Source organism: Marmoricola endophyticus (assembly GCF_014644415.1).
In the GTDB taxonomy this organism is placed as follows: domain Bacteria; phylum Actinomycetota; class Actinomycetes; order Propionibacteriales; family Nocardioidaceae; genus Marmoricola; species Marmoricola endophyticus.
Genome location: NZ_BMKQ01000001.1, coordinates 2,039,195 through 2,064,029, shown reverse-complemented (window position 1 = coordinate 2,064,029; position 24,835 = coordinate 2,039,195). Strand labels below are relative to the sequence as shown.

Sequence of the window (24,835 nt, the reverse complement as noted above, 5' to 3'; positions counted from 1 at the left end):
GGCTCGAGCCTAGGCCGGGTCGGCGCGCGCTTCCTCCACCCGCTTGGGCACCCTCAGCAGCCGGATCGCGGTGACCAGGCCGATGCCGCCGATCGCGTTGCCGAGCGCGGACCACGCCAGCGCGACCGGCCACTCCCCGACGCCGATGTCCGCGCCGGAGAACATCGCCGCGAAGATGAACAGCGAGTCCAGCACGCAGTGGAACAGCTCGGCGCCGGCCAGCAGCGAGCCGAGCAGCACCGCGGGCACGAGCTGGACGCCGAGGCTCTCGGTCGCGTGCTGCATCCGGGTCATCAAGGTGATCACCGCACCGGCCAGGACGGCTAGCAGCAGGCTCTCCAGGCTCACCCCGAGGTCGGCGTAGTGGGTGCCGGTCTCCCGGGCGGTGGCCTGCAGGTCGGGGCGCGCGTGGACCACCACCCACGCCATCAGCGCGCCGCCGACCAGGTTGGTGACCAGGGTGACCGCCCACAGCCGCAGCAGCGCGACCGGGCTCCCGTGCTTGGCCACGACGGCCGTGACCGGCACGAGGAAGTTCTCGGTGAACAGCTCGCTGCGGGCCAGCAGCAGGGCCACGAAGGCGATCGAGAACGCGATCCCCGACAGCACGACGCTGCCGGTGGTGTCGCGGACGACGAGGTAGGCCAGCAGACCGGTCCCGATGTCCACGCCGCCGAGCAGGCCGGTCGCGACCAGGGCGAGGAAGGGTCGGTGCAGTCGCTCCTGCCCCTCCTCGACCAACCGGTCGAAGTCGTGCTCGACCTGGGGCTCCGGCCGGAGCTCCTGCCGGGGCTCCTGCTCGGGTTCGTCGCTGGCCACCGACCCAGCCAACCACCACCTGGGGGAGACTGCCCGGGTGACCTCCGACTGGTTCTCCGGCCCCGACGACGCGCGCGACCGGCTGGGACGCGCCGGCTACCTCACCGACGACGAGACGGCGGTCGCGACGTACCTCGCTGGGGCGCTCGGCAAGCCGCTCCTGGTCGAGGGTCCCGCCGGGGTCGGCAAGACCGAGCTGGCGAAGGCGGTCGCCCGGGCGACCGGGGCGGACCTCGTACGCCTGCAGTGCTACGAGGGCCTGGACGAGGCGCGGGCGCTGTACGAGTGGAACTACAAGAAGCAGCTGCTGCGCATCCAGGCCGCCGGCGACGCCGACTGGAGCGAGACCCACGACGACGTGTTCTCCGAGGAGTTCCTGCTCTCCAGGCCGCTGCTGACCGCGATCCGCCGCGAGCGACCCACCGTGCTGCTCGTCGACGAGATCGACAAGACCGACGTGGAGGTCGAGGGGCTGCTGCTGGAGGTGCTCTCGGACTTCCAGGTCACCATCCCCGAGCTGGGCACCATCACCGCCGTGCGCCGGCCGTACGTCGTCCTCACCTCCAACGCCGCGCGCGAGCTGTCCGAGGCGGTCAAGCGCCGCTGTCTCTACCTGCACCTGGGGTACCCCGATCCCGCGCGCGAGCAGGAGATCGTGCTCTCGCAGGTGCCGGGGCTCTCCGAGCGGCTGGCCGAGCAGCTGGTCGCGATGGTCGCCCAGCTGCGGGAGCTGGAGCTGAAGAAGGCGCCGAGCATCGCCGAGTCCGTCGACTGGGCGCAGACCCTCCTCGCGCTGGACGCCGGGTCGCTGGACGCCGAGACCGCGCGCCGCACGCTCGGGGTCGTCCTCAAGCACCTGTCCGACACCGAGCGGGCGGTCAAGGAGCTGAGGTTGGGATGAGCCGGTGACTGCGCTCGTCGACCGGCAGGTCGCCTTCGTCGCCGCGCTGCGCCGCGCGGGCCTGGCCGTCTCGCTGGCCGAGGACCTCGACGGCGTACGTGCCCTCGAGGCGCTGCCGCTCCTCGACCGCTCGGCGCTGCGGGCCGGCCTCGCCGCGACGCTGGTCAAGAAGCCGTCGCAGCGGCCCACCTTCGACGCGCTCTTCGACCTCTACTACCCCGCGCTGCTCGGGTCCGGCGAGCCAGGCGAAGGGGTAGTCCAGGACGTTGCTGCGGACGAATCGGGCACCGAGCAACCAGAACGTCAGGGACTACCCGACGGACCGGAGCAGCTGGCGGACTTCCGGGAGCGGCTCGCCCAGGAGCTGGAACAGGCGGCGGCCGGTGAGGGGCTGGACGGGCTGGCGCGCGAGGCGGTGGAGCGGTTCGGGGCGATGCCGGGCCGGGCGCCGGGGCAGTCGAGCTGGTCGGCGTACACCGCCCTGCACCGCGTGCACCCCCAGGCGCTGGTGGACCGGCTCGCGGCCGCGCTGCTCGGAGGCGACCCGGAGGCCCCGGAGATGTACGGCGGCGAGCCCGCCGCACGGCGCCGCGCCGAGGCACGGGTCCAGCGCTTCACCGCCGCCGTCGAGGCGGACGCGCGTCGCCGGATCGCCGAGCAGAAGGGCGCCGACCACATGGCGCACCACGCGGTACGCCCCTCGGTGGAGCTGCTCGACTTCACCTCGGCCCGCCGGGCCGACCTCGCGCGGATGCGTGCCGAGATCCAGCCCCTGGCCCGCCGGCTGGCGACCCGCCTGGGCCGCGAGCACTCCGACCGGCGGCGCGGCACGCTGGACTTCCGGGGCACCGTGCGCGCGAGCATGTCGACCGGCGGCGTGCCGATTGAGACCCGGCACAAGCCGCGGCGCCCGACCCGTACGGACCTGGTCGTGCTGTGCGACGTCAGCGGCTCGGTGGCCAGCTTCGCGCAGTTCACGCTGATGCTGGTCCACGCGCTGCGCGAGCAGTTCAGCCGGGTGCGCGCGTTCACCTTCGTCGACGACGTGCACGAGGTGACCGACGTGCTGGTGCCCGGCGGCGACCCGGTCGACATCCTGGCCGACCTCAGCGCCCGCGCCGCCCACGCCTCGCGCTTCGGGCGCACCGACTACGGCAAGTCCTTCGAGCGGTTCTGGGAGCAGCACGCGGACGCCCTGACGCCGCGCTCGAACCTCCTCGTCCTCGGCGACGCGCGCTCCAACCACTCCGACCTGTCCCTGCCGACGCTGGCGCACATGGCCCACGCCGCCCGGCACTCGTGGTGGCTCAACCCCGAGCACCCGCGGCACTGGGACTCCGGCGACTCCGCGGCCGGCCGGTACGGCGCGATCGTGCCGATGGTCGAGTGCCGCAACCTGACCCAGCTCGGGGAGTTCGTGGGCCGGCTCGCCGAGAACGGCTGACCACGTCACTCGGAACTGGTCCCGGACCCTCCGGCGGGCGGGTAGCGTAGGCGGCCGCTCGATCCGGGAGGGGCTCAGGTGCAGGACGACGTGGCGGCCGCAGAGGTCGCGCACGAGCAGGAGTACGTCGACACGGTCTACCGCCAGCTGATCCGCTCGGCGGCCAGTGCGCAGCGCCTGGCGGCCGAGGGTCACTCACGCGGTCGGCTCGGCCACGAGGGAGGCCTGGTCGAGCGCGACGCGATGGTCTTCCAGGCGGCGCGGCGCCTGGCCAGCCTGGACGCCGCCCACGAGGGCCTGGTGTTCGGCCGGATCGACATGCGTGCCGAGATCTCGGGCGAACCGCGCTACATCGGCCGGATCGGGCTGCGCGACGACAACCGCGACATCCTCCTGGTCGACTGGCGGGCGCCCGCGGCCGCGCTGTTCTACCAGGCCACGCCGGCCGCGCCGCAGGGCGTCGTACGCCGTCGGATCCTGCGCAGCCAGGGCGAGCAGGTGCTCGGCGTCGAGGACGACCTGATCGACGCCGAGGCGGACACCGACCTGCCGATCATCGGCGAGGGCGCGCTGATGGCGCAGCTCTCCCGGGCCCGGGACCGCTCGATGCACTCGATCGTCGCCACGATCCAGGCCGAGCAGGACCGTGCGATCCGGGCGCCGGAGCGCGGCGTGGTCACGATCTCCGGTGGCCCGGGGACCGGCAAGACGGTCGTGGCGCTGCACCGGGCGGCGTACCTGCTCTACGCCGACCGGCGCCGCTACGAGACCGGCGGGGTGCTCGTGGTCGGTCCGTCGGGCGTCTTCATGCGCTACATCGAGCGGGTGCTGCCCTCCCTCGGCGAGACCGCCGTCGCCCTGCGGTCGCTGGGCGAGGTGGTCGACGGGCTCCGGGCCACGCGCCGTGACGACCCTGCCGTCGCCGAGGTCAAGGGCAGCAGCCGGATGGTCGACCTGCTCTCCCGTCTGGTGCGCGAGCCGGTCCCGGGTGGGCCGGAGGAGCTGCGCTGGTTCTACCGCGACGACGTCATCGTGCTCGGCCGCCGCGAGCTGGACGGCGTACGCCGACAGCTCCTCGGTGGCGGTCCGCGCAACCGGACCACGACCCGGGTCGCGTCCGCGCTGCTCGACGCGATGTGGCGCCAGGTCCGCGGTGAGCGGGCCCTGGAGCGCACGAAGGGGGACTTCGTCGCCGAGGTCAGGGACGACGACCGGTTCCTGGACTTCGCCGCCGCCTGGTGGCCGGTGCTCGACGCCAGTGGTGTGCTGCGCTGGCTGCGCGACCCCGAGGTGCTGCACCGGGCAGCTGCCGGCGTGCTCGACGAGGAGTCCGAGCGGCTCCTGGCGAAGTCGTGGAGCGCGGGCGAGCAGCCGGCCAGTGTGGAGGACGTCCCGCTGGTCGACGAGCTGCGCTACCTGCTCGGCGACCCGCCGCTGGTCGACGCCGACAGCATGGCCGACACCCTCAGGGACCCCGAGCTCGAGGCCCTCGGTCTCGCGGACGTGGCGCTGCAGGACACCCGGGCCGAGCTGGCCGAGGACCGGGCCGAGTCGCGCCCGCGGGGCTGGGAGGCGCCGACGGTCCGGGTCGAGGACGACGGCTACGCCCACGTGCTGGTCGACGAGGCGCAGGACCTCACCCCGATGCAGTGGCGGATGGTCGGCCGGCGGGGGCGTACCGCGACCTGGACCATCGTCGGCGACCCGGCGCAGTCGTCGTGGCCGCAGCCGGCCGAGGCAGAGACCGCGCGGGAGCGGGCGCTGCTCTCCCCGAGCGGGCGGACCAAGGAGGTCCACGCCTTCCACCTGTCGAAGAACTACCGCAACTCCGCGGAGATCTACGACTTCGCCGCCGACTACGCCGAGCGGGTCGGGCTGGCCGCCGACCTGCCCGAGGCGGTCCGCACCACCGGCGAGGCGCCGGTCGAGCGCGTGGCGACGGACCTCGAGACGGGCCTGCGCGAGGCGCTGGCTGAGCTGCGCGGCCGCGTCGAGGGCACCATCGGCGTCGTGGGCGCCGCTGCCCGGCAGGTCGAGCTGCGCTCGTGGGTGGCCGGCTGGCCCGAGGTCGCCGACGACCTCGCCGGCGGCGCCGAGGCCCGGCTGGCCGTCCTCACCGGTCTGGAGACGAAGGGCCTGGAGTTCGACGCGATCGTCGTCGTCGAGCCCGAGGAGATCGAGGCGGAGTCGCCGACCGGTCGCGCGACGCTGTACGTCGTCCTCACCCGCGCCACGCAGCTGATGACGGTGCTGCAAACGGGCTGAGCGGCCTCAGGGCGCGGCAGGAAGGTCCAGGATCACGACGCGTCGGGTCGCGGGGCCGTCGCGGAAGGTCAGCCTTCCGCCGAGGGCGGCCACCATCGACTGCGCCCCGGTGATCCACCAGGCAGGGCGGGCCTCGCGGCCGCGCGCCGGAGGCGGGTCGTCGTCGGTCCCCGAGACCTGGCAGGAGAGCACGACCCGGTCCTCCCGTCGGACGACGACCACGCGCATGGAGCCGCCGTCCTCGGTGCCCTCGAAGAGGTCCTCGCCGAGAACGAGGACGAGCCACTCCAGCTGCGCTCCGTCGGTCAGCGCGAGGGTCGGGCCGCCCTCGGCGCGCTCCAGTGGCAGGAGCGTGACCCCGTACGACTCCGCGCGGGCCTGGAAGGTCGCCCACCTCGACCCGAGGAACTCGGCGACGTCGACGACGCTCCGCGTCGGGTCGGGGTTGGCCTGGTAGCCCGACATCCGGCTGACCCTGCCGAACAGGGTCCAGAAGTCGCTCATCGCCCGCCGGGCGGGGTGGTCGGAGGGAAGGTCCTCGGCGCTGAGGTGGTCGTCGACGACCGACATCGCGCCGCGGACCTGACGCGCCAGCGAGCTGAGCATCCGGGCACGCTCGTCGCGCTGCCGTGCGACGTCGGCGTGGGCGGCGGTCACCTCGTCGAGCGCACGCTCGCGCTGCACCGCCCAGGACAGGGCGCGGCCGACGTCGAGCACGACCTCGCGCTCGGCGTCGCTCCACGCCCGGCCGTCCTCCCGGACCAGCGCGACCTGCCCGATCGTCCGGCGCGCCTGGGTCAGCGGTGCCAGCAGGATCCGGCTCACTCCGTCCGTGTCGAGTGCCCGCGCGAGCGCGGGTCGCATCTCCTCCGGGGCGAGGTGCCGGTCCTCCGTGACGTCCACCCCGAACACGACCGGCGCCTCTGCCCGGCGCGCGTGCTCGGTGAGGCGCGGGCCGAGGGCGGAGAGCGCCGCGCGGACCGTCGGTACGCTCCCGCCGCCCCACGAGCGACGGGCACCTGAGGTCTGGTCGGCGGCCGGGAAGACCTCGAGCCACAGGTCGCTGGCGGCCATCTCCGCGCGCACCGTGGGCAGCGCCGACTCGAGGACGTCCTGCAGGGTGCCCTCACCGCTCGCGGCGAAGAGCTCGGCGACCATGCCGCGCAGCCACAGCTCCTCGCGCAGCTGCTCGCGCTGCATCGCCTGGCTGATCGCCAGCGCGGCCTGCATCGCGAAGACCTCCATCACCTCGATCACGTCGGGTGGCGGGCGCAGCCCGTCGCCCGGGACGTCGACCGACAGCGAGCCCAGCAGCTCGCCAGCGGGGTCGTGCAGGGGTGCGCTCATCTCGTCCAGCGGGTGCCAGGCGTCCGGGTGGTCCAGCGGCTCGAAGTCGGGGACCAGGACGCCGGGGCCGTCGTACGAGTCCTCGTCTGCTTGGCCGGCGAGGAACACGAATCGGCCACTGGACTCCCCGCGCTGCCAGGACTCGTCCAGGACCCGGCGGGGGAACCGCTGTCCGACCAGGTCGGGCAGCCCGGGGTACGTCCCGCTCACGGCGACGACCTCCATGGCGCTGTCGCCGCGCGGCACCGAGACGGCCGCCACCGTGAACCCGGAGACCTCGACCACGCCGTCGGTCACGGCCTGCAGCACCTCGGCCAGGTCGCGGCCGGCGTCGATGCGCGTGAGGACCTGGTACAAGCGGTCCAGGGCGGCGTTCGAGAGGCCGGACATGGAGCCATTCTCACCGGCCGGCCGCAGCGGGTCAGCCGAACCGGCGCGTTGGTAGCGTGCGGCCGTGCCCGAGCCTGCCCCTGGGACCTCCCCGCAAGCCGCCCTGCGCGCCGTCCTGGAGCGGCCCGCGTGGGCCGTCGTACGCCTGCGCGACGCCGCCACCGTGGCGCTCGTCGGCGGCACGCTCAGCCAGGTCGAGAGCCTCCTGGACATCCCCCTGGAGGAGGGACGGCCCACCGATCCCGGGGCCTGGGACCGGCTGGTCGCGGTGCCGTACCGACAGGTCGCCGAGCGCGGCTTCGAGGCCCACGACGACGGCGCCCCGCTGGCGGTGGTCGACATCGACGTCCAGCACGAGGTGCCGCTCGAGCAGCTGCTCGAGGTGCTGCCCGACGTACCCGTCGAGCTCGCGGACGCCGGTGGCTTCGAGACCGACGACGAGGCCTACGCCGCCGTGGTGGAGAAGATCATCGCCGAGGAGATCGGGCACGGCGAGGGTGCCAACCTCGTGGTCGGGCGTCGCTACCGCGCCCGGATCGCCGACTGGGGCCCGGACACCGCGCTCACGGTGCTGCGCCGGCTGCTCGAGCAGGAGCGCGGGGCCTACTGGACGTACGCGTTCTTCACCGGCGACCGCTACCTGATCGGTGCCTCGCCCGAGCGGCACGTCAGCGTGGCCGGCGGCGACGTCCGGATGAACCCGATCAGCGGCACCTTCCGGCTCCCGCGCGACCTCGACGAGGCGCCGCCCGAGCGGCGCGACGCGGAGCTGAAGCGGCGGCTGCTGGACTTCCTGTCCGACGAGAAGGAGATCTACGAGCTCTTCATGGTCGTCGACGAGGAGCTGAAGATGATGTGCGACCTGTGCCACGACGGTGGCCAGGTCCTCGGGCCGTTCCTCAAGCCGATGACCCACCTGGTGCACACGGAGTACCTCCTCGCCGGCCGCAGCCACAGCGACCCGCGCGAGATCCTGCGCGACACGATGTACGCCGCCACCGTCACCGGGTCGCCGGTGGAGAACGCCTGCCGGCTGATCAAGCGGTACGAGTCGGAGGGACGCGGCTACTACGGCGCCGCGCTCGCCCTGTTCGGGCGCGACGCCGACGGGGCGCACCGGATGGACTCACCGATCGTGATCCGCTCCGCCGACGTCCGCCCGGACGGGACGCTCACCGTGACCGCCGGCGCTACGCTCGTGCGCGACTCCGATCCGACGTACGAGGTGGCCGAGACGCACGCCAAGGCCGGCGGCATCCTGTCCGCCTTCGGCCTGGTGCCTCGCGCCGGCCGTGCGGCGGTCGGGGTCGGCGCACTCGTCGAGGACGACGACGTGCGTCTCGCGCTGGCCGAGCGCAACCAGCGCCTGTCCCGCTTCTGGCTCACCGACCAGTCCGACGCCACCGAGCACCCGGCGCTGGCCGGGCGCAGCGTCCTGGTGCTCGACGGCGAGGACGACTTCGTCAACATGCTGTGCCACGTGTTCTCGGTGCTGGGGATGCGGGCCAGCGTCGTACGCCACGACGCGCTCGACCCCTCGTCACCCGGCGACGTCGCCGGCGCGGTCCTCGGCGGCGACCACGACCTCGTCGTGGTCGGACCGGGGCCCGGGGACCCGAGGGCCGACGACGACCCGAAGATCGCGGTGTACCGCCAGGCCGTCGACGCGCTGCTCGGCTCCGGGCGGCCGTTCCTCGCCGTCTGCCTCGGTCACCAGGTGCTCAGCGACCGGCTCGGGCTGCCGCTGGCCTTCAAGGACATCGTCTTCCAGGGCACGCAGGCGGACGTCGACCTGTTCGGCCGGACGGAGCGGGTCGGGTTCTACAACACCTTCGCCGCCCGGCAGCCGGCCGACGCGACCTCGCTGCCCGAGGGCCTGGAGCTCGCGGTGAACGCCGGGACCGGCGACGTGGACGCCCTGCGCGGACCGCACTACCGCGGCATCCAGTTCCACTCCGAGTCGATCCTCACCGAGCACGGCTTCGACCTGCTCCGCGACCTGCTGCTGGAGCTCCTCGGCTGACCCGGGCCTAGGAGTCGGAGCCGCCCTCGTCGGAGCCGAGCTTCGCGGTGACGGTCTGCTCCTTGCCGTCGCGGTAGAGCTGGATCTTCACCTCGTCGCCGGGGCGGTGGCCGCGGATGGTGGCGACCAGCGAGTCCGACCCGCTGACCTCGACGTCGTCCACCTTGGTGATGACGTCGCCCTTCTCGATCCCGGCCTCGGCCGCGGACCCGCCGTTGGTGGTCGTGGCGACCAGCGCACCCGGGCGGGAGGAGCTCTGGTTGTCGCGGACCGAGACGCCGAGCTGGGCATGGGTGGCGGTCTCGCCGTCCTTGAGCTGGTTGACGATCGGCAGCACCTCGTCCATCGGGATGGCGAAGCCCAGGCCGATCGAGCCGCTGGAGCCGCTGCCGGAGGTGCGGATCGAGGAGTTGATGCCCACGACCTGGCCCTGGAGGTTGACCAGCGGGCCACCGGAGTTGCCCGGGTTGATGGCGGCGTCGGTCTGGATGGCGGGGTACGTCGTCGTCTGGTCCTGCGACTGGCTCTGCTGCTGGAGCTGGCCGAGCCCGAACGGGTCCTCCTGCTGCTGCGACTGGCCGCCGCTGTCGTCGCCCTCGCTGCTCTGCACGGACACGGCGCGGTTGAGCGCGCTCACGATGCCGCTGGTGACGGTGGCGCCCAGGCCGTACGGCGAGCCGATCGCCACGACGTTCTCACCGACCTTGAGGCCGGAGGACTTGCCGATCTCGGCGGGTACGGCGTCGTCGACGCCGGAGGCCTTGATGACAGCGAGGTCGGTCACCGGGTCGGCGCCGACGAGCTTGGCCGGGGCGGAGGTGCCGCCGTCGAAGTCGACGCGCATCTGCCCGCTGTTCCCGGCGACCGAGGCGACGTGGTTGTTGGTCAGGATCAGGCCGTCCTTGCTGAGCACGATCCCCGACCCGGAGCCGGACTCGTTGGAGCCGGTGACGTTGATCTGCACGACCGAGGGCAGCACCTTCTCGGCGACCGCCTCGGCGGAGCCGCCGGTGTTCGACGCCGAGGCGTTGCGGTTGCTCGCGGTGATGTCGGGTCCGCTGGCCGACGTGCTGGAACCGTCGCCGTTGAAGGCGTCGTACGCGGCGGCGCCGCCGACACCCGCGGCTCCGCCGAGGACCAGTGCGCCGGCGAGCACCGCGGCCGTCAGGGAACGGCCGGTGCGGCGGGGCTGCTGCGGCGCGGGGGCCGGTGGGATCGGCGCGTACGCGGTGGTCTGCCCGGAGGATGCCGCCGGTGCCGGCCCGGTCGACGAGCCGGTGCTGATCGCCTGGGTGTCGTCCTGCCCCGGGGTGCTCGACCGGTCACCGGAGGGCTGCTGGTCGTCGTTCGGGAAGGGCGTCCACTGGTTGCTCATGGCGACCAGTCTGTCCCTCTCGCCTGAGATCGGGCTGTGACCCGGCTACGAGCTGGGGAAGACAGCGGCGTCGTCGGCGGGGGTGGGGTCCTGCTGCGAGCCGGGCACCTGGAACGTGAGTCGTGCGCCGCCGGACGGCGCCCGGTCGGCGGAGACCGTGCCGCCGTGGCGCTCGGCCACCGCGTGCACGATGGACAGGCCCAGCCCGGAACCGGGCAGCGCACGCGACTCCTTCGACCGGTAGAACCGGTCGAAGACGTGCGGCCGGTCCTCCTCGGCGATGCCCGGGCCCTCGTCGTCGACGACCAGCGAGCCCTGGGCGAGTCGTACGGTCACCGTGCCGCCGTCCGGGCTCCACTTCACCGCGTTGTCGAGCAGGTTGGTGAACGCCCGCTCCAGCGAGGTGGCGTCGCCGGTGAGCCACCACGGCTCGAGGTGGACGTCGAAGTCGGTCCCGTCGGGGCCGGTCGCGCGACGCCGTACGCGGGTCAGCGCGGTCTCGACGATGCCGGACAGCTCGACGGTGTGGACCACCGAGCCGGCCTCCTCGTCGCGGGCCAGCTCGACCAGGTCGCCGATCAGCGTGGTGAGCTCGCCGATCTGGCCGGAGACGTCGTCGAGCAGCTCGCGCCGCGACTGCGGCGACAGGGTGGGACCCGACTCGCGCTCGGACTGGCTGAGCAGCTCCAGGTTGGTGCGCAGGGAGGTGAGCGGCGTGCGCAGCTCGTGCCCTGCGTCCGCGACCAGCTGCCGCTGCCGGTCCCGGCTGGCCGAGAGCGATCCGAGAAGCTCGTTGAAGGCGGCGGAGAGCCGGGCGATCTCGTCCTTGCCCTCCACCTCGATCGGGTCCAGCCGCTCGGTGCGGGCGATCTCCTCGACGCTCGTGGTGAGCCGACGCACCGGGCGCAACCCGTTGCGGGCGACCCCCCAGCCGGCCAGTGCGGCGAGGAGGATGCCGACGGCGCCGAGGGAGAAGGTGACGGTGCGTAGCCGGGAGAGCAGCTGGTCGGTCTGCTCCATGGACTGGGCGAGCATCAGGGCCGTGCCGCGAGAGGCACCCGGGACGGTGATCACGCGGTAGCGCTCGCCCCCCACCGTCATCGTGCGCTTGGAGAAACGAGACTTGCCGAGCGCGACAGCGAGCTCGCTGGTGCCCGGTCGAACCCTCTTGTCGGGAAAGAAGAAGCTGGTGTTGATCCGCAGGTCGATCAGGACGATGCGGACGTCGGAGGCACCGGAGACGATCGACGGAATGTCGCGCGGGTCGAGAGTCTGATACGCGTCGAACTGCGCGGCCGCGTAAGCCCGACTGCGCAGGGAGCTGTCCAGCGTGCTCTGTGAGGTCCGCTGGACGGTGTAGTACGCCGCCCCCGCGACGACCGCGACGGCGAGCCCCACCGCGATGGTGGTCAGCAGCGTCACCCGGCTGGCGAGCGAGCGCCGGTAGTGCACGGCCTCGCGCAGCCGGGAGACCGGCGGCATCAGTCCTGCTCGCGCAGGACGTACCCGACCCCGCGCACGGTGTGCAGCAGCCGCGGCTCGTCATCGGCCTCGAGCTTGCGGCGGACGTAGCCGACGTACACCTCGAGGGAGTTGGCGGTCGTCGGGAAGTCGAAGCCCCAGACCTCCTCGAGGATGTACGAGCGGTCCAGCACGCGCCGCGGTCGGCGCAGGAACAGCTCGAGCAGCGAGAACTCCGTACGGGTCAGCTCCATCGACCGCTCGCCGCGGCGCACCTCGCGGGTGGCGAGATCCATGGTGAGGTCGGAGAAGGAGAGCACCTCGTCCGCGTCCTCGGGTGCCGGCGCGGAGCGGCGCAGCAGCGCACGCACCCGGGCCAGCAGCTCCTCGAGCGCGAACGGCTTGGTCAGGTAGTCGTCGGCCCCGGCGTCCAGCCCGTCGACACGGTCGCCGACGGAGTCGCGGGCGGTCAGCACCAGGATGGGCACGTCGTTGCCGGCCGCGCGCAGCGCCTTGGTGGTCTCGATCCCGTCCAGCCGCGGCATCATCACGTCGAGCACCAGCGCGTCGGGACGCAGCGCCGCGATCCGGGCGAGAGCCGCCGCGCCGTCCTCGGCGACGTCGACGCGGTAGCCGTTGAACTCCAACGAGCGCCGCAGCGACTCGCGGACGGCACGGTCGTCGTCGACGACGAGCACGAGGGGCTGCTCGCTGCTCTCGGGGCTGGCAGGGCTCACAGCCGCAGAGCCTGCCACGACCACCTGAGGCGGGGGTGAGAAGTCGCTGGCGGTCGTTGGCTCGAGCGACGGCTGCTGGTTCTGCTGGTGGGACGGGGTTCGGTGACCTCGTGCCACCGGTGGCAGCGCGAGTCGAGCTCTCGCACGTTCCTACGCGGTCTACGAGGGCCGCGTCGCGGCGGCGCTCGGCACCGAACCTGTGGTGGTCGCAACTACCGGTGGTCGAGCCGTGAGGAGCAGTAGCGACGAGCGACGTCGAGACCCCTCGCGAAGTACGCACGACTGACCGAAGTGCTCGGCTCTCGCGCTTTTTCTGGCGCTGGTCGAGAACGTCGTTGATTGTGGTCCACATTGTGAGCGTCAGCAGTTCTGTAGTGCAGAAACTGTCGGTGGCGACGGGTTGAATCAGGGTCATGGAAACGACCTCCACCCACCCGGTCAGCGCGGCGATCGCTGCCGCACAGGTGGCGTTGGGTGAGGTCGCGCAGTCGCCGGTGTGGTCGCTGCCGGGTGCGGAGATCGCTGCAGATCTGGGTCGGTTGGCGGTGCTGGCCGCGCAGGTCGCGGAGCTGGAGCTGCGGCTGGTGTTCCAGGCCGAGGCGTCCGGGATCGCAGGCGATGCCGGTGCGACGTCGGCGGCGGTGCTGTGGTCGAGCGCGACGTGTCAGGACCGGGCGGTGGCCAAGCGGCGTGCCGATCTCGCGCGGGCGCTGGATGGGCCACGTGTGGTGACGCGGGAGGCGATGTGTCGTGGTGAGGTCTCCGAGGCCCAGGCGCGGGTGATCGTCGACGCGGTCGCCGCACTCGAAGAGATCCCGTCCGTGCTGGGTGTCGACATCGACGCGAGCATCGTGGAGCGGGCCGAGAAGGACCTGGTCCGGCTGGCCGGCGAGCACCCGCCGCGCGAGCTGCGGGTGCTGGGTCGGCGGATCCTGGACGTGGTCGCACCCGAGGTCGGGGAGGAGGCCGAACGTGCCGCGTTGCAGCGTGAGGAGGAGGCCGCTGCCGCGGCGGCCCGGTTCACCATGTCGTCCGATGGTCATGGTCAGGTCCACGGCCGGTTCACGCTGCCGACGCTGCACGGGGACATGCTCCGCACGATGCTGGCGGCGGTGTGGACACCGCACCTGGGTGACGGGCCACGTGGTCAGGGCCGGGCGTTGATGGAGGTCGTCGAGCGCTATCCGGCCGATGTCCTGCCCGAGCACGGTGGCGTCGCGGCGACCGTCACGGTCACGATGACCCACCGCGAGCTGGTCGACGCCCTCGACGCGGCCGGGGTGGTCGAGACCGGGCTCGGCACCCGGATCACCGCCGGTGAGGCGCGACGGCTGGCCTGCGGTGCCGACCTGGTCCCGGCGGTTCTTGGCGGAGCCTCCAGCGTGCTGGACGTCGGGCGCCGGTCCCGGTTCCACACCCGACCCCAACGGGTCGCGATCGCCCTACGCGACAAGACCTGCACCGCCGAGGGCTGCGACTACCCACCCGGTCTGTGCCACGTGCACCACGACGACCCCTGGTCCACGGGCGGCCACACCTCGGTGGCCAAGGGCCGACTGCTCTGCCCCAGGCACCACCGGATGATCCACGCCGGACACCACGAGATATCCATCTCCAAACACGGACGACTGATCTTCCGGCGGACGTAAGGCATCGCATTTGTGGCCGACTCTCGAGAGCGCGTTGCCCTCGGGTTTCTCGACGAGGGAAAGGCGTGCTCGCCCAGGAGCTGATTTCTCACCAGAACGCGGACACGCCCATGTGCAGTGCGCACAACGCTCCAGCGTCGTGCGGCCGATTCTCGGTCAGCAGGATGATCGGCAGCCCTCAGAGCATCCGGCGTGCGGCGTCGCCGGCGCGGGCACCGTACGACGCCCCGAACATCGCGGTGTGCACCAGCAGAGGGTGCAGCTGGTGCAGGGGGACCCGGTCCTCCCAGCCCTCGGCCAGCGGGGTGGCCTCCTGGTACGCCTCGAGCACCCGCTGCAGCTGGGGCAGCCCGAACAGCGCGAGCATGGCGAGGTCGCTCTCGCGGTGGCCGCCGTGGACGGCGGCGGCGTCGATGAGGTGCGGCGGGCCGTCCTTCGCCCAGACCACGTTGCCGCTCCACAGGTCGCCGTGCAGCAGGGCTGCCGGCTCGGCGGGGCCGGCGACCTCGGTGATCCGGTGCATGAGGGCGTCCACGGCCTTCGCGTCGCGGTCCTCGATCTGGCCGCGGTCGACGGCGAGCTTGAGGTACGGCAGGACGCGGCGGGTGGCGTACAGCTCCGGCCAGCTGGTCGCGGGGTCGTTGCGCAGGGGCAGCAGGCCGACGAAGCCGGGCGCGTCGGCACCGAAGGAGGCGGGGGCCGCGTGCAGGGTCGACAGCGACCGGCCGAGCGTGCTGGCGGACTCGACGTCGGGACGACCGGGCTCGACCCAGGACAGGATCACGCAGTCGGTGTCGACGGCGAGCACGTCGGGCACCGCGACGGCACCGGTGGCGGCGAGACGTCCCAGCCCGCGGGCCTCGGCCTCGAAGAAGCCGGCCGGCGGGTGCGGTCGGGTCTTGGCGAGCACGGTGCGGCCGTCGGAGAGACGCATCCTGGTCGCCGTGCAGATGTCGCCGCCCGCCACCGCGGTCGTGGACACGACCGGGGCGCCCAGCAGCGTCTCGGCGCGCTGGGCGATGATCGGCTTGGTCGGCACGAGGGCCAGTCTTCCGCGCGCGAGCGGTCCGCACCAACCCTTCGGGTGTGACGCCTGCCCCTCGTGGTCCGGAGCTCAGCGGCCGAGCAGCGCCAGCAGCCGCGACGACGCCGAGTCGTCGGAGGCGGTGCGCGGCGGCCCGAACCGTACGGGCCGGTCGACGTCGGCGACCAGCGCCGGGACGAGGGGGAGCAGGTCGGCGGCCAGCCCGTCCGGCAGGGGTACGACGGCACCGCACGCCGCAGCGACGTCCCAGCCGTGGACGGCGATCTCCAGGGCGCCGGCCCCCGCGAGCACCCGGGCGTCGACCGGTGCCCCGGCCACGGCCGAGGACGCCGGCGGCCGGGCCCAGGCCGCGAGCAGGTCGCACGCCCGCACCCGCAGGCGGTCCACGAGCAGGTCGGCAGGCAGCGTCACCCCCGGTGGCACCGCCGGCCGCGGTGAGACCGCGCCCGCCGCGGCCTCGGCGATCGCGGCGAGGCTGTCGTCCATGTGCGTCAGCAGCGCGCGCAGGTCCCACGCCGTGCACGGTGTGGGACGGTCGAGCAGCGGGTCGTCGACGAGTGCGAGGCAGCCACGGGTGTGCGCCACGGCGCGCTCGAGCAGACCCACCGCGACGTCGGTGGGCACGAGCACGGCACTCACTCCAGGTGATGGTCGGCCGGCAGCCGGGCGGGCAGTCCGAACGTCTCGAACAGCCCCTCGACGAAGAACGCGCTCACGTGGGCGACCTCGCCGTCCTCGACGGTCAGCACCTGGAGCTGGAACGGCGTGAAGCTGCCGTCCGCCTGCCGCATGTAGAGCCCGAAGGCCGGCTGCCCGTTCGCGCGCGTCGCGATCATCGGCATGTCGTGCTCGCCGCCGGGGCACTGCGCAGCGATCAGCTCGCCGATGGTCGTGGCGCCGGAGTACCAGCCGGTGAACGGAGGCATCTCCCACACCGCGTCCGCCTTGAGCAGCGAGACGATGGTGGCGACGTCCTTGTCCCAGAAGGCCTGCACGTAGCGGTCGAGCAGCTGCTGGCGTCCCGCGTCGAGGCCGTCCTCACGGACGTTCTCGTGGGTGAGCCCGGCCTCCGCGATCTGGGCGTGCGCACGCTGCAGCGCGCTGTTGACCGCCGCCGTCGTGGTGTCCAGCACCTCTGCGACGTCCTTGGCCGGCCACCGCAGCACGTCGCGGAGGACGAGGACGGCGCGCTGGCGGGCGGGCAGGTGCTGCAGCGCGGCGACGAAGGCGAGCCGGATGCTGTCCCGGGCGGCGACCACCTGCCCGGGGTCGGTGCCGGCGTCGAGGTCCACCGACGTGTCGGGGATCGGCTGCAGCCAGGGCACCTCGCGGGCCTCCACCAGCTCGTCGGTCGCTCGTGAGTCCGCGGTCCCGAGACCGGTCGGGAGCGGCCTGCGCTCCTTGCCCTCGAGGTTCGTCAGGCACACGTTGGTGGCGATCCGGTGCAGCCAGGTCCGCACCGACGAGCGGCCCTCGAAGCTGTCGTACGCCCGCCAGGCCCGCAGGTAGGTCTCCTGCACGAGGTCCTCCGCGTCGTACACCGAGCCGGTCATCCGGTAGCAGTGGGCGACCAGCTCGCGGCGGTACTGCCCGATGAGCGCGTCGAAGTCCGTGCTGGGTGCGGGCGGGACCTGCTGAGCGGTCATGGTCGGCTCCTCGTGCAAGGGTTCTCGACCCTAGGGGCCGGGAGAGGGACTGTGAAGGTGCTGACCGGGTCCGCTCCGCGAACTCATCGCAGCGTCTTACATCCGCTCCAGCGCGGCGACGATCGCGACGCCGGTCCGCTCGACCATGGCGAGGACGTCGGCGAACCCCTGCGGGCCGCCGTAGTACGGGTCGGGCACCTCGCCCGGACCCACCGGGTCGAAGTCGCGGAACAGGCGGACCCGCGCCGGGTCGACCTCGCCGGCGAGCGCGTGGACGCCCGCCAGGTTGTCCTCGTCCATCGCCAGCAGGAGGTCGTACGCGAGCCAGCCCGGGCCGAGCTGCTGCGCCCGGTGGTCGCTGCCGTCGTAGTCGGCCGCCCGCAGCGTGCTGGCGGCCCGCTCGTCCATCGGTTGGCCGACGTGCCAGCCGCCCGTGCCGCAGGAGGAGACCTCGACCCGGTCGGCCAGACCGGCACGGTCGACCAGCTCGCCGAGCACGGTGGCGGCCATCGGGGAGCGGCAGATGTTGCCCAGGCAGACCGTGCCGATCCGGTACGCCGTGCCCGGCTCCCGGGCCGTGGGGAGGCTCGCGGTCACCGTCGCGCCGTCTCCGGGAGGACCGCTCCGACCAGCCAGGAGACGACCGAGATGACGATCGACCCGAGCAGTGCGGAGCCGAACCCGTCGACGTCGAACGCCAGGTCCACCGACCCCGCGACGGCGCCGGTGAGCATCAGGAGCAGCGCGTTGATCACGAGCAGGAAGATCCCGAGCGTCACCAGGATCAGTGGGAAGGCGAAGAACGTGACGACCGGCTTCACGAAGGAGGTGATGACGCCGAGGATCACGCCGACGAGGACGACGGTGAGCACCCGGTCGCTCTGGGTGGCGCCGGTGACCGTGATCCCGCCGACCAGCCACACCGCGGCGGCGAGGGCCACGACGTTGACCACGAGCCAGCTGAGGATGCGCACGCGGTCGAACCTACCGGGCGAGCCCGGCAGGTCCGGCGGCACGGAGCGGGCTCAGCCCTCCGTCGGCGGTGTGGCACCGCTGTCGGCAGGGGGCGGGTCGGACGGGGTCGGGTCACCCGTGGCGGGCGGGTCGGCCGGCGTCGTCCCCGGGGCGGGCTGGGCCGGCGGCGGGGTCGTGTCGACGGTGCTGACCATCGCGGTCGCCGGGACCTTCACGGTCGTCCGTCCCTTGCCGAGCTGCTGGCCGGTCACGAACGGTCCGGTGTCCTCGCTGCCGGTGACGAGCTGGTTGAGCTCGCGGGCACCCTCGGTGCCGAGCAGCAGGTTCATCGAGGTCGTCCGGGTCTGGGTGGTGCCGCGTCGGGTGAGGACGGAGGTCGTCGCGCCGGAGGCGTCGAGGCGGAAGATCTCCAGCCGCCTCCCGGACTCGTCGCTCGACCGGGTCTTGGCCGTCACGTCGAGCACGACGCTGTTGTGGTTGCCGAGGTTGCCGACGAAGAAGCCCGCGAAGGTGACCTCGTAGCAGGAGTTGCTCAGCGTGATCGAGCTGCCGGCGTGCTCGATGCGGCTGTTGCCCGCGTCGGTGTAGACGATTCTGGTCACGCCCAGGTTGGCCTGGAACTTGCCGGCGCCGGTCGTCCGTACGGTCGCGTCGCCGGACGCGGTGGCGGTGAGGCCGCCGCAGCCGTTGCTGGTCAGCGGCTTCAGCGCGGGGCCGCCGAACTGCAAGGTGGTGGTCCCGGTGGCGGGCTGGGGCGAGCGGGCGGCGTGCGCCGCTCCGGCTCCCAGCCCGAGGAGGACGGTGGTGGCGGCCGTGGCGGTCGCCGTACGGGTGAGACGGGATGTGGTCATGGCGCTCCTCGGGTCGGTGCGCGGGGCGGGGGTGCCGTGCACACGTGTGCACTCTCATCGGACGACGAGGGGCGTGTGCGCCGATCCACGCAACCGGGCACGGTGGTCTAGCGCGGCGCCGCTTGCCTCGCGGACCTCCGCGGGGGAGATTGGAGATCCCAGGTCACGCGTCGTCGCGTGGTCGAGGAGCGGAGGGACGCTCAGCCATGTTCGGCATCATCGGATTCCTGGTCTTCGGCCTCGTGGTCGGCGTCGTCGCGCGGCTGATCAAGCCCGGCAGGCAGAACCTCTCGATCCTCGCCACCCTCGGGCTCGGCATCGTCGGCTCGCTGGTCGGCGGCATCGTCGCCAGCCTCATCGGCACCGGCAGCATCGGCGAGCTGAACATCCTCGGCGCGATCGTCGCCATCGTCGTCGCTGTCCTCCTCGTCGGCACGGCCGAGAGCCTGACCGGCAAGCGGCCCGTCTCCCGCTGACCCGGCCACCGGCCTCAGACCAGGGACGGCGGCTCGGTCTGCAGGTGCGGTCGGCGGGCGGACTGTGCCAGCAGGATGCCGACGACCACGGCGAGGATCCCGCCGATCGCCACGGGGCTCAGGCTCTCGCCGAACCACGCCCAGCCGAGCACGGCGACACCGACCGGCTCGAGCATCGCCACCATCGTGACGGTGGTGGCGGGGGTGCTGGTCAGCGCGACGAGGATCAGCCCGAACGGCACGAGCGTGCCGACGACCACGATCCAGGCCAGCCCGGCCCACACCGGCACCGAGAGCCCGTCCAGAGCGCCCAGCATCGGCGCGGTCCGCCCGAGCAGCCCGGGGTCGAGTGCGCCCAGCGGCGCCAGCAGGTTCATCGCGACGGCGGCGACGAGGAACGACCAGAGCATCACGCGTACGGGGTCCACGGCGCCGACGCCGGCCTCGCCGAGCAGGAAGTACGCGGAGAACGTGAGCGCCGCGCCGACCCCGGCCAGCACGCCGACGAGGTCGAAGCGCGCGCCCTGCCAGACCTCGGTCGCGGCGGCCAGCCCGAGCACCGCGAGAGCGAGCCCCCACCACAGCCGGGGGCGGACCGACTCGCGCTGCACGAGCCGTGCCCAGAGCGCGACCAGCACCGGCGCCTGGTACTCCAGCAGCAGCGCCAGGCTCACGGGCAGCCGGTCGACGGCGACGAAGTACGTCCACTGCAGCGCGGCCACCCCGATCGCGCCGTGCACGACCAGCAGCACCAGCAGTCGTCCGCCCGGGGGGACGAGCGCTGAGCGCCGGCAGACGGCGGCGGCCGCGAGGAGCAGCACGACGGTGCCGGTGACGCGCGCGGTGGTCAGCAGGCCCGCATCGACGCCGGCGCGAAGCACGACCCGCGAGACCCCGGCGTTGACCACCAGGCACAGCGCGCTGAGGACCACCAGCGGCACTCCTCGGGTCTGCACGCGCCCACCGTAGAGACCCCCTACGCTCGCGGGCGTGACTGACGCACCGGCTCCACGACCGCGCGCCACCCTCGGTGCACTCCCGGCGTACGCCGCGGGCAAGCCGCCGACGCCCCGGCCGGGGATGACGACGTACAAGCTGTCCTCCAACGAGAACCCCTTCCCGCCGCTGCCCGGCATCGAGGAGGCCGTGGCGCGGGCGGCCGCGCGGATGAACCGCTACCCCGACGCCGGCAGCACCGCGCTGTACGCCGCGCTCGCCGCCCGGCTCGGCGTCGCCACCGAGCAGCTCGCGGCGGGGACCGGCAGCGTGGCGGTGCTCTACCACCTGCTGCAGGCCTTCTGCGACCCCGGGGACCGGGTGGTCACTGCCTGGCGCAGCTTCGAGGCGTACCCGATCGCGATCGGCATCAATGCGGCCGAGCCCGTCCAGGTGCCGCTCACCGCGGACGGGAGGCACGACCTCGACGCGATGGCGGCCGCGGCCGCCGAGCCGCGCACGAAGGTCGTCGTGCTCTGCACGCCGAACAACCCGACCGGCCCGGCGCTGACCCACGGGGAGGTCGAGGACTTCCTCGCGCGGGTGCCGGGCGAGGTGCTGGTCGTCGTGGACGAGGCGTACCGCGAGTTCGTCCGGCTCGAGGGCGCCGTCGACGGGGTCGCGCTGCTGGCCGAGCACCCGAACGTCGTGGTGATGCGGACCTTCGCCAAGGCGTACGGGCTGGCCGGCCTGCGGGTCGGCTACGCCGTCGCGCACCCGGACGTGGCCGCCGCGATCCGGGCGTGCGCGCTGCCGTTCGGGGTCTCGGCGCCGGCGCAGGCCGCGGCCGTGGCCGCGCTCGAGCACGAGGCCGAGCTGATGGAGCGGGTCGAGGCGATCGTCACCGAGCGGGAGCGGGTGGTCGAGGCGCTGACCGCGCAGGGCTGGGACCTGCCCGAGACGCACGCGAACTTCGTGTGGCTGGCCACCGGCGAGCGCACCGCAGACCTGGTCACCGCCGCCGAGGAGGCCGGCATCGTGCTGCGCCCGTTCGCCGGTGAAGGGGTACGGGCCAGCATCGGCGAGCGCGAGGCCAACGACCGGCTGGTGGAGGTCGCCGCGAAGTTCGTGCCATGACCGCGCTGCGCGACTACGCCGATCGGGTGAACCAACCCGAGCTGTCCGACCCCTCGGGCTCCCCGACCCGGTGGGACGAGATGGTCGGCCCGGACGGGGGGCTCCGCGCGCCCTGGAAGGCGCTGGCCTCCGTCGCCGTCGGCCTCACCGAGCACGACCTGGCCCGGGTCGGCCGGGACGTCACACGGTTCCTCGCCGACGACGGCGTCACCTACGTCCGGCCGCACGGGCGGGGCGAGGTGCCCTGGCGCCTGGACCCCGTGCCGCTGGTCCTGGACGCGGCCGACTGGGCGTCGCTGGAGGTCGGGCTGGCCCAGCGCGCCGAGCTGCTCGACGCGGTCCTCGTCGACCTCTACGGCGAGCAGACGCTGCTGGCCGAGGGCGTCGTACCCCCGGAGGTGGTGCACACCCACCCCGGCTTCGTCCGTGCGCTCGCGCGGAGGTCGTACGTCGACCCGCACCCGCTGCTGGTGACCGGCACCGACCTCGGACGTGGGCCGGACGGCGCCTGGCTCGCGCTCGGCGACCGCACCCAGGCGCCCAGCGGGATCGGCTTCGCGATGGAGAACCGTCGGGTGGTCTCGCGGGTGCTGCCCGAGCTCTACCGTGAGGCGCGGCTGCACCGGCTGGGGCCGTTCTTCTCGGCGATGCGGTCCGTGCTGATGCAGTCCGGGGGCGGCGAGACCGCCGACGCCCGCGTGGTGGTCCTGTCGACGGGCGCCGGCTCGGAGACGGCGTACGACCAGGCGTTCGTGGCCTCGACGCTGGGCTTCCCGCTGGTCGAGGGCGCCGACCTCGTGGTCCGCGACGGGTACGTCCACCTGCGCACGGCCGGCAGCCTCGAGCGGGTCGACGTCATCCTGCGCCGCGTCGACGCGGAGTGGACCGACCCCTTGGAGCTGCGTGGCGACTCCCGCCTCGGCGTCGCCGGGCTGACGGAGGTCGTGCGCCGTGGTCGCGTACGGGTCGTCAACGGGCTCGGCTCGGGGGTGCTGGAGAGCCCGGCGCTGCTTCCGTACCTCCCGGCCGCCTGCCGGCACCTGCTCGACGAGGACCTGAGGCTCGCGTCGGTGCCGACCTGGTGGGGCGGGTCCGAGGAGGGGCGGGCCGCCCTGCTGGACCGCAGCGACCTCGTGGTGCGCACCGTCGACGACCCGGCGCCGCTGCGGCTGCCCGCCGAGGACCTGCGCGACCGGGTGCTCGCGGACCCGGGCAGGTACGTCGGCCAGGAGCCCGCCGACCTCTCCTGGTCCCCGCAGGTCGGGCCGAGCGGCGCGGTGCACTCGCGCCCGGTGAGCCTGCGGACCTTCGCGCTCCAGCACGGCGGGGCCTACCGGCCGATGGTCGGTGGGCTGGCCTCGGTGCTCGGCGACGACCGCAGCGTGATCTCCAGCAAGGACGTCTGGGTGCTCAAGGCCTCGCCGGAGGACCCCGACCAGGGCCTCGCGGAGGTGCTCCCGCTCTCCACGCTGCGGGCGCCGGAGGTCACCGTGCCGCGCGTGCTGGAGGACATGTTCTGGCTCGGGAGGTACGTCGACCGGGCCGAGGCGGCGCTGCGCCTGACCCTCGCCGCGACCACGCTGGCCGAGGAGGCGCGCCCCGCCACGGCGGGCGACCAGGCGCTCGCCGTCGTGAGGGGAGCCGTGCACCGGCTGGCCGGTCCCGGGCCAGGGTCCTCACCCGAGACCGACCTGCGCTCGGTCCTGCTCGACGGACGCCGGGTCGGCACCGCCGCCCATGCCGTCGCCGGGATGCGGGAGGCGGCACAGTCGGTGCGCGACCAGCTCTCGGCGGACGTCTGGCGCGCCTTCGGGGTGCTCGACCGAGCTGCGGAGCTGGTCACGGACTCGCCGTACCGGCACCAGCTCGGTGAGGGCGCCGGCCGGATGCTCACCGGCGTGCTGTCGGTCGACGGCGTCGTCGCCAGCATGATGCGCGACCAGACGTGGCACGTGATCGAGGCCGGACGGTGCCTGGAGCGGGCCCTGCAGCTGGCCCACCTGCTGCGCGCCACCACGTGCGTACGACGTGGTCTCGACGTCGACCGGCGGGTCCTCGACGCGGTGCTGGTCGCGACCGAGTCGTCGGTGACGCACCGGCGTCGCTTCCGGGGCCACGTCCGTCCGGCGAGCGTCGTCGACCTGCTGCTCCTCGACCGTGCCAACCCCCGGTCGCTGCGGTTCGCCCTGGTCGCGCTGGCCGACCACCTCTCCGGGCTGGCCGGGTCCACGGGGTCGACCCGCCCCGAGCGGCTCGTGGCCGACCTGCTCACCCGCGTCGAGGAGACCGACACCGCGACCCTGGTGGCCATCGGCGGCGTCGACCGACCCCACCTGGCCGACCTGCTCGACGAGGTCCTCGCCCAGCTGTCCCGGACGGCCGACGCGATCGCCGAGCTGCACTTCTCCACCGGGCCCGCGCCGCGACCGTTCCCGCACCTCGTGGTGGCCGGACCATGAGGTGGGCCCTGTGGCACCGGACGACGTACACCTACGACGACGAGGTGACCGACAGCCTCGGTGTCCTGCACCTGAGGCCGCGGTCGCTGCCGTACCAGCGGGTGCTCGACCACGAGCTGTCGCTCACGCCGGTGCCGGGCGACGCGGCACCCGACGTCGACCACTTCGGCAACGAGACGACGTTCTTCCAGGTGCGCACCCCGCACACCGAGCTCGTCGTCCGTGCGGACAGCACCGTCGAGGTCGAGGACCGCGTCCACGACGACGCCGTGCTCGCCGTGCCCTGGGAGCGGGCCCGACCGGCCGAGCGGCGCGACCTGCCCGACGCCTGGCGCGCGATCGAGCTGGCGCTGCCGTCGCCGCGCGTCTCCCGCCACGCGGGTGCGGCGTCGTACGCCGCCGCGTCCCTCGCTCCCGGGCGACCGCTCGGCGAGGCGTCGTACGACCTGATGCACCGCATCCACGAGGACTTCGCGTACGACAAGACCGCGACGACCGTGACCAGCACGCTCGACGACGTGCTGGCCGAGCGCGCCGGCGTCTGCCAGGACTTCGCGCACCTGTTCCTGGCCGGCTGGCGCGCGCACGGCCTCGCGGCGAGGTACGTCTCCGGCTACCTCGCCACCACCCCACCCCCGGGCAAGGAGCGCGTCGTCGGCGCCGACGCGTCCCACGCGTGGGTGGAGGTCTGGCTGCCCGGCTCGGAGGGCGGCGGCGACTGGCTCGCGCTGGACCCGACGAACGACCAGCCCGCCGGCGAGCGCTACGTGACGGTCGCCTGTGGCCGCGACTACGGCGACGTGCCGCCGGTGCGCGGGATCATCTTCACCGAGGCCAGGTCCTCGAGCCTGAAGGTCGAGGTCGACGTCGCCCCGGGCTGAGGCTCCGGGCCAAGGCCG

At 73.4% G+C, this 24,835-nt stretch carries 21 protein-coding genes; 9 read left to right on the top strand and 12 right to left on the bottom strand.

Features of this window, described 5'->3' with window-relative positions; genetic code table 11:
- Positions 1 to 9 precede the first annotated feature (9 nt).
- Positions 10 to 819, bottom strand: a complete 810-nt coding sequence (locus IEX42_RS10080; RefSeq protein WP_188779656.1) for a formate/nitrite transporter family protein — start codon at positions 817 to 819, stop codon at positions 10 to 12.
- Positions 820 to 856: 37 nt separating this feature from the next.
- Here IEX42_RS10080 and IEX42_RS10075 point away from each other — a divergent pair, with 37 nt between their 5' ends.
- The 3 genes from IEX42_RS10075 to IEX42_RS10065 all read left to right on the top strand — a co-directional run bounded on the left by IEX42_RS10075 (position 857) and on the right by IEX42_RS10065 (position 5,429).
- Positions 857 to 1,720 carry an AAA family ATPase gene (locus IEX42_RS10075; protein ID WP_188781206.1) on the top strand — a complete coding sequence of 288 codons (864 nt, stop codon included), beginning with the start codon at positions 857 to 859 and terminating at the stop codon, positions 1,718 to 1,720.
- Between the two features lie 4 nt (positions 1,721 to 1,724).
- Positions 1,725 to 3,164 (top strand): vWA domain-containing protein, encoded by a 1,440-nt coding sequence (locus IEX42_RS10070; RefSeq protein WP_188779655.1) that lies wholly within the window; start codon positions 1,725 to 1,727, stop codon positions 3,162 to 3,164.
- 78 nt (positions 3,165 to 3,242) lie between these two features.
- On the top strand, positions 3,243 to 5,429 hold the full coding sequence (locus IEX42_RS10065; RefSeq protein WP_188779654.1) for a HelD family protein: 2,187 nt from the start codon (positions 3,243 to 3,245) through the stop codon (positions 5,427 to 5,429).
- 6 nt (positions 5,430 to 5,435) lie between these two features.
- On the opposite strand, the gene IEX42_RS10060 is transcribed toward IEX42_RS10065, so the two are convergent.
- Entirely contained in the window at positions 5,436 to 7,166 is a 1,731-nt protein-coding gene (locus IEX42_RS10060; RefSeq protein WP_188779653.1) for a GAF domain-containing protein, read from the bottom strand.
- 64 nt (positions 7,167 to 7,230) lie between these two features.
- On the opposite strand from IEX42_RS10060, the gene IEX42_RS10055 reads away from it, so the two are divergent.
- On the top strand, positions 7,231 to 9,189 hold the full coding sequence (locus IEX42_RS10055; RefSeq protein WP_229660761.1) for an anthranilate synthase family protein: 1,959 nt from the start codon (positions 7,231 to 7,233) through the stop codon (positions 9,187 to 9,189).
- 7 nt (positions 9,190 to 9,196) lie between these two features.
- On the opposite strand, the gene IEX42_RS10050 is transcribed toward IEX42_RS10055, so the two are convergent.
- The 3 genes from IEX42_RS10050 to IEX42_RS10040 are packed head-to-tail and all read right to left on the bottom strand — an operon-like array spanning position 9,197 to position 12,762.
- A complete protein-coding gene (locus IEX42_RS10050; RefSeq protein WP_188779652.1) occupies positions 9,197 to 10,564 on the bottom strand; it encodes a S1C family serine protease in 1,368 nt (455 codons plus the stop codon).
- Positions 10,565 to 10,609: 45 nt separating this feature from the next.
- On the bottom strand, positions 10,610 to 12,046 hold the full coding sequence (locus tag IEX42_RS10045) for a sensor histidine kinase (RefSeq protein WP_188779651.1): 1,437 nt from the start codon (positions 12,044 to 12,046) through the stop codon (positions 10,610 to 10,612).
- Positions 12,046 to 12,762, bottom strand: a complete 717-nt coding sequence (locus IEX42_RS10040) for a response regulator transcription factor (RefSeq protein ID WP_308422216.1) — start codon at positions 12,760 to 12,762, stop codon at positions 12,046 to 12,048. The genes IEX42_RS10045 and IEX42_RS10040 overlap by 1 nt, the downstream gene beginning before the upstream one ends.
- A gap of 413 nt (positions 12,763 to 13,175) precedes the next feature.
- On the opposite strand from IEX42_RS10040, the gene IEX42_RS10035 reads away from it, so the two are divergent.
- Positions 13,176 to 14,411, top strand: coding sequence for an HNH endonuclease signature motif containing protein (locus IEX42_RS10035; protein WP_188779650.1), 1,236 nt, complete (start codon positions 13,176 to 13,178; stop codon positions 14,409 to 14,411).
- A gap of 178 nt (positions 14,412 to 14,589) precedes the next feature.
- Here IEX42_RS10035 and IEX42_RS10030 read toward each other — a convergent pair whose 3' ends face one another.
- The 6 genes from IEX42_RS10030 to IEX42_RS10005 all read right to left on the bottom strand — a co-directional run bounded on the left by IEX42_RS10030 (position 14,590) and on the right by IEX42_RS10005 (position 18,928).
- A complete protein-coding gene (locus tag IEX42_RS10030; protein ID WP_188779649.1) occupies positions 14,590 to 15,450 on the bottom strand; it encodes a fructosamine kinase family protein in 861 nt (286 codons plus the stop codon).
- A 75-nt stretch (positions 15,451 to 15,525) separates the two neighbouring features.
- Positions 15,526 to 16,095 carry a TIGR03086 family metal-binding protein gene (locus tag IEX42_RS10025; protein WP_188779648.1) on the bottom strand — a complete coding sequence of 190 codons (570 nt, stop codon included), beginning with the start codon at positions 16,093 to 16,095 and terminating at the stop codon, positions 15,526 to 15,528.
- Positions 16,092 to 17,102 carry a sigma-70 family RNA polymerase sigma factor gene (locus IEX42_RS10020; RefSeq protein ID WP_188779647.1) on the bottom strand — a complete coding sequence of 337 codons (1,011 nt, stop codon included), beginning with the start codon at positions 17,100 to 17,102 and terminating at the stop codon, positions 16,092 to 16,094. Before IEX42_RS10020 ends, IEX42_RS10025 begins: the two co-directional genes overlap by 4 nt.
- 96 nt (positions 17,103 to 17,198) lie before the next feature.
- Positions 17,199 to 17,699 carry a low molecular weight protein-tyrosine-phosphatase gene (locus IEX42_RS10015; RefSeq protein WP_229660760.1) on the bottom strand — a complete coding sequence of 167 codons (501 nt, stop codon included), beginning with the start codon at positions 17,697 to 17,699 and terminating at the stop codon, positions 17,199 to 17,201.
- Positions 17,696 to 18,076, bottom strand: coding sequence for a phage holin family protein (locus tag IEX42_RS10010; protein WP_188779646.1), 381 nt, complete (start codon positions 18,074 to 18,076; stop codon positions 17,696 to 17,698). Before IEX42_RS10010 ends, IEX42_RS10015 begins: the two co-directional genes overlap by 4 nt.
- Positions 18,077 to 18,127: 51 nt before the next feature.
- Positions 18,128 to 18,928, bottom strand: a complete 801-nt coding sequence (locus tag IEX42_RS10005; RefSeq protein WP_188779645.1) for a hypothetical protein — start codon at positions 18,926 to 18,928, stop codon at positions 18,128 to 18,130.
- Between the two features lie 206 nt (positions 18,929 to 19,134).
- Here IEX42_RS10005 and IEX42_RS10000 point away from each other — a divergent pair, with 206 nt between their 5' ends.
- Complete coding sequence (locus tag IEX42_RS10000) at positions 19,135 to 19,404, top strand: GlsB/YeaQ/YmgE family stress response membrane protein (protein ID WP_229660759.1); 270 nt, start codon at positions 19,135 to 19,137, stop codon at positions 19,402 to 19,404.
- Positions 19,405 to 19,418: 14 nt separating this feature from the next.
- On the opposite strand, the gene IEX42_RS09995 is transcribed toward IEX42_RS10000, so the two are convergent.
- The gene (locus IEX42_RS09995) at positions 19,419 to 20,360 is read right to left on the bottom strand and encodes an EamA family transporter (RefSeq protein ID WP_188779644.1); all 942 of its coding nucleotides are present in this window, start codon (positions 20,358 to 20,360) and stop codon (positions 19,419 to 19,421) included.
- A 34-nt stretch (positions 20,361 to 20,394) separates the two neighbouring features.
- Here IEX42_RS09995 and hisC point away from each other — a divergent pair, with 34 nt between their 5' ends.
- From hisC to IEX42_RS09980, 3 genes are read left to right on the top strand one after another with little or no spacing between them, the layout of a single operon-like run.
- Positions 20,395 to 21,477, top strand: coding sequence for a histidinol-phosphate transaminase (gene hisC, locus IEX42_RS09990; protein WP_188779643.1), 1,083 nt, complete (start codon positions 20,395 to 20,397; stop codon positions 21,475 to 21,477).
- On the top strand, positions 21,474 to 23,936 hold the full coding sequence (locus IEX42_RS09985) for a circularly permuted type 2 ATP-grasp protein (RefSeq protein ID WP_188779642.1): 2,463 nt from the start codon (positions 21,474 to 21,476) through the stop codon (positions 23,934 to 23,936). Before hisC ends, IEX42_RS09985 begins: the two co-directional genes overlap by 4 nt.
- Positions 23,933 to 24,817 carry a transglutaminase family protein gene (locus IEX42_RS09980; protein ID WP_188779641.1) on the top strand — a complete coding sequence of 295 codons (885 nt, stop codon included), beginning with the start codon at positions 23,933 to 23,935 and terminating at the stop codon, positions 24,815 to 24,817. Before IEX42_RS09985 ends, IEX42_RS09980 begins: the two co-directional genes overlap by 4 nt.
- The last annotated feature ends 18 nt before the right edge of the window (positions 24,818 to 24,835 follow it).

Excerpts from the sequence above, each read along its gene's own strand:
- IEX42_RS10060 (WP_188779653.1), bottom strand. The coding sequence starts at position 7,166 with ATGTCCGGCCTCTCGAACGCCGCCCTGGACCGCTTGTACCAGGTCCTC.
- IEX42_RS10050 (WP_188779652.1), bottom strand. The coding sequence starts at position 10,564 with ATGAGCAACCAGTGGACGCCCTTCCCGAACGACGACCAGCAGCCCTCC.
- IEX42_RS10045 (WP_188779651.1), bottom strand. The coding sequence starts at position 12,046 with ATGCCGCCGGTCTCCCGGCTGCGCGAGGCCGTGCACTACCGGCGCTCG.
- IEX42_RS10035 (WP_188779650.1), top strand. The coding sequence starts at position 13,176 with ATGGAAACGACCTCCACCCACCCGGTCAGCGCGGCGATCGCTGCCGCA.
- IEX42_RS10020 (WP_188779647.1), bottom strand. The coding sequence starts at position 17,102 with ATGACCGCTCAGCAGGTCCCGCCCGCACCCAGCACGGACTTCGACGCG.
- IEX42_RS10005 (WP_188779645.1), bottom strand. The coding sequence starts at position 18,928 with ATGACCACATCCCGTCTCACCCGTACGGCGACCGCCACGGCCGCCACC.
- IEX42_RS10000 (WP_229660759.1), top strand. The coding sequence starts at position 19,135 with ATGTTCGGCATCATCGGATTCCTGGTCTTCGGCCTCGTGGTCGGCGTC.
- IEX42_RS09985 (WP_188779642.1), top strand. The coding sequence starts at position 21,474 with ATGACCGCGCTGCGCGACTACGCCGATCGGGTGAACCAACCCGAGCTG.
- IEX42_RS09980 (WP_188779641.1), top strand. The coding sequence starts at position 23,933 with ATGAGGTGGGCCCTGTGGCACCGGACGACGTACACCTACGACGACGAG.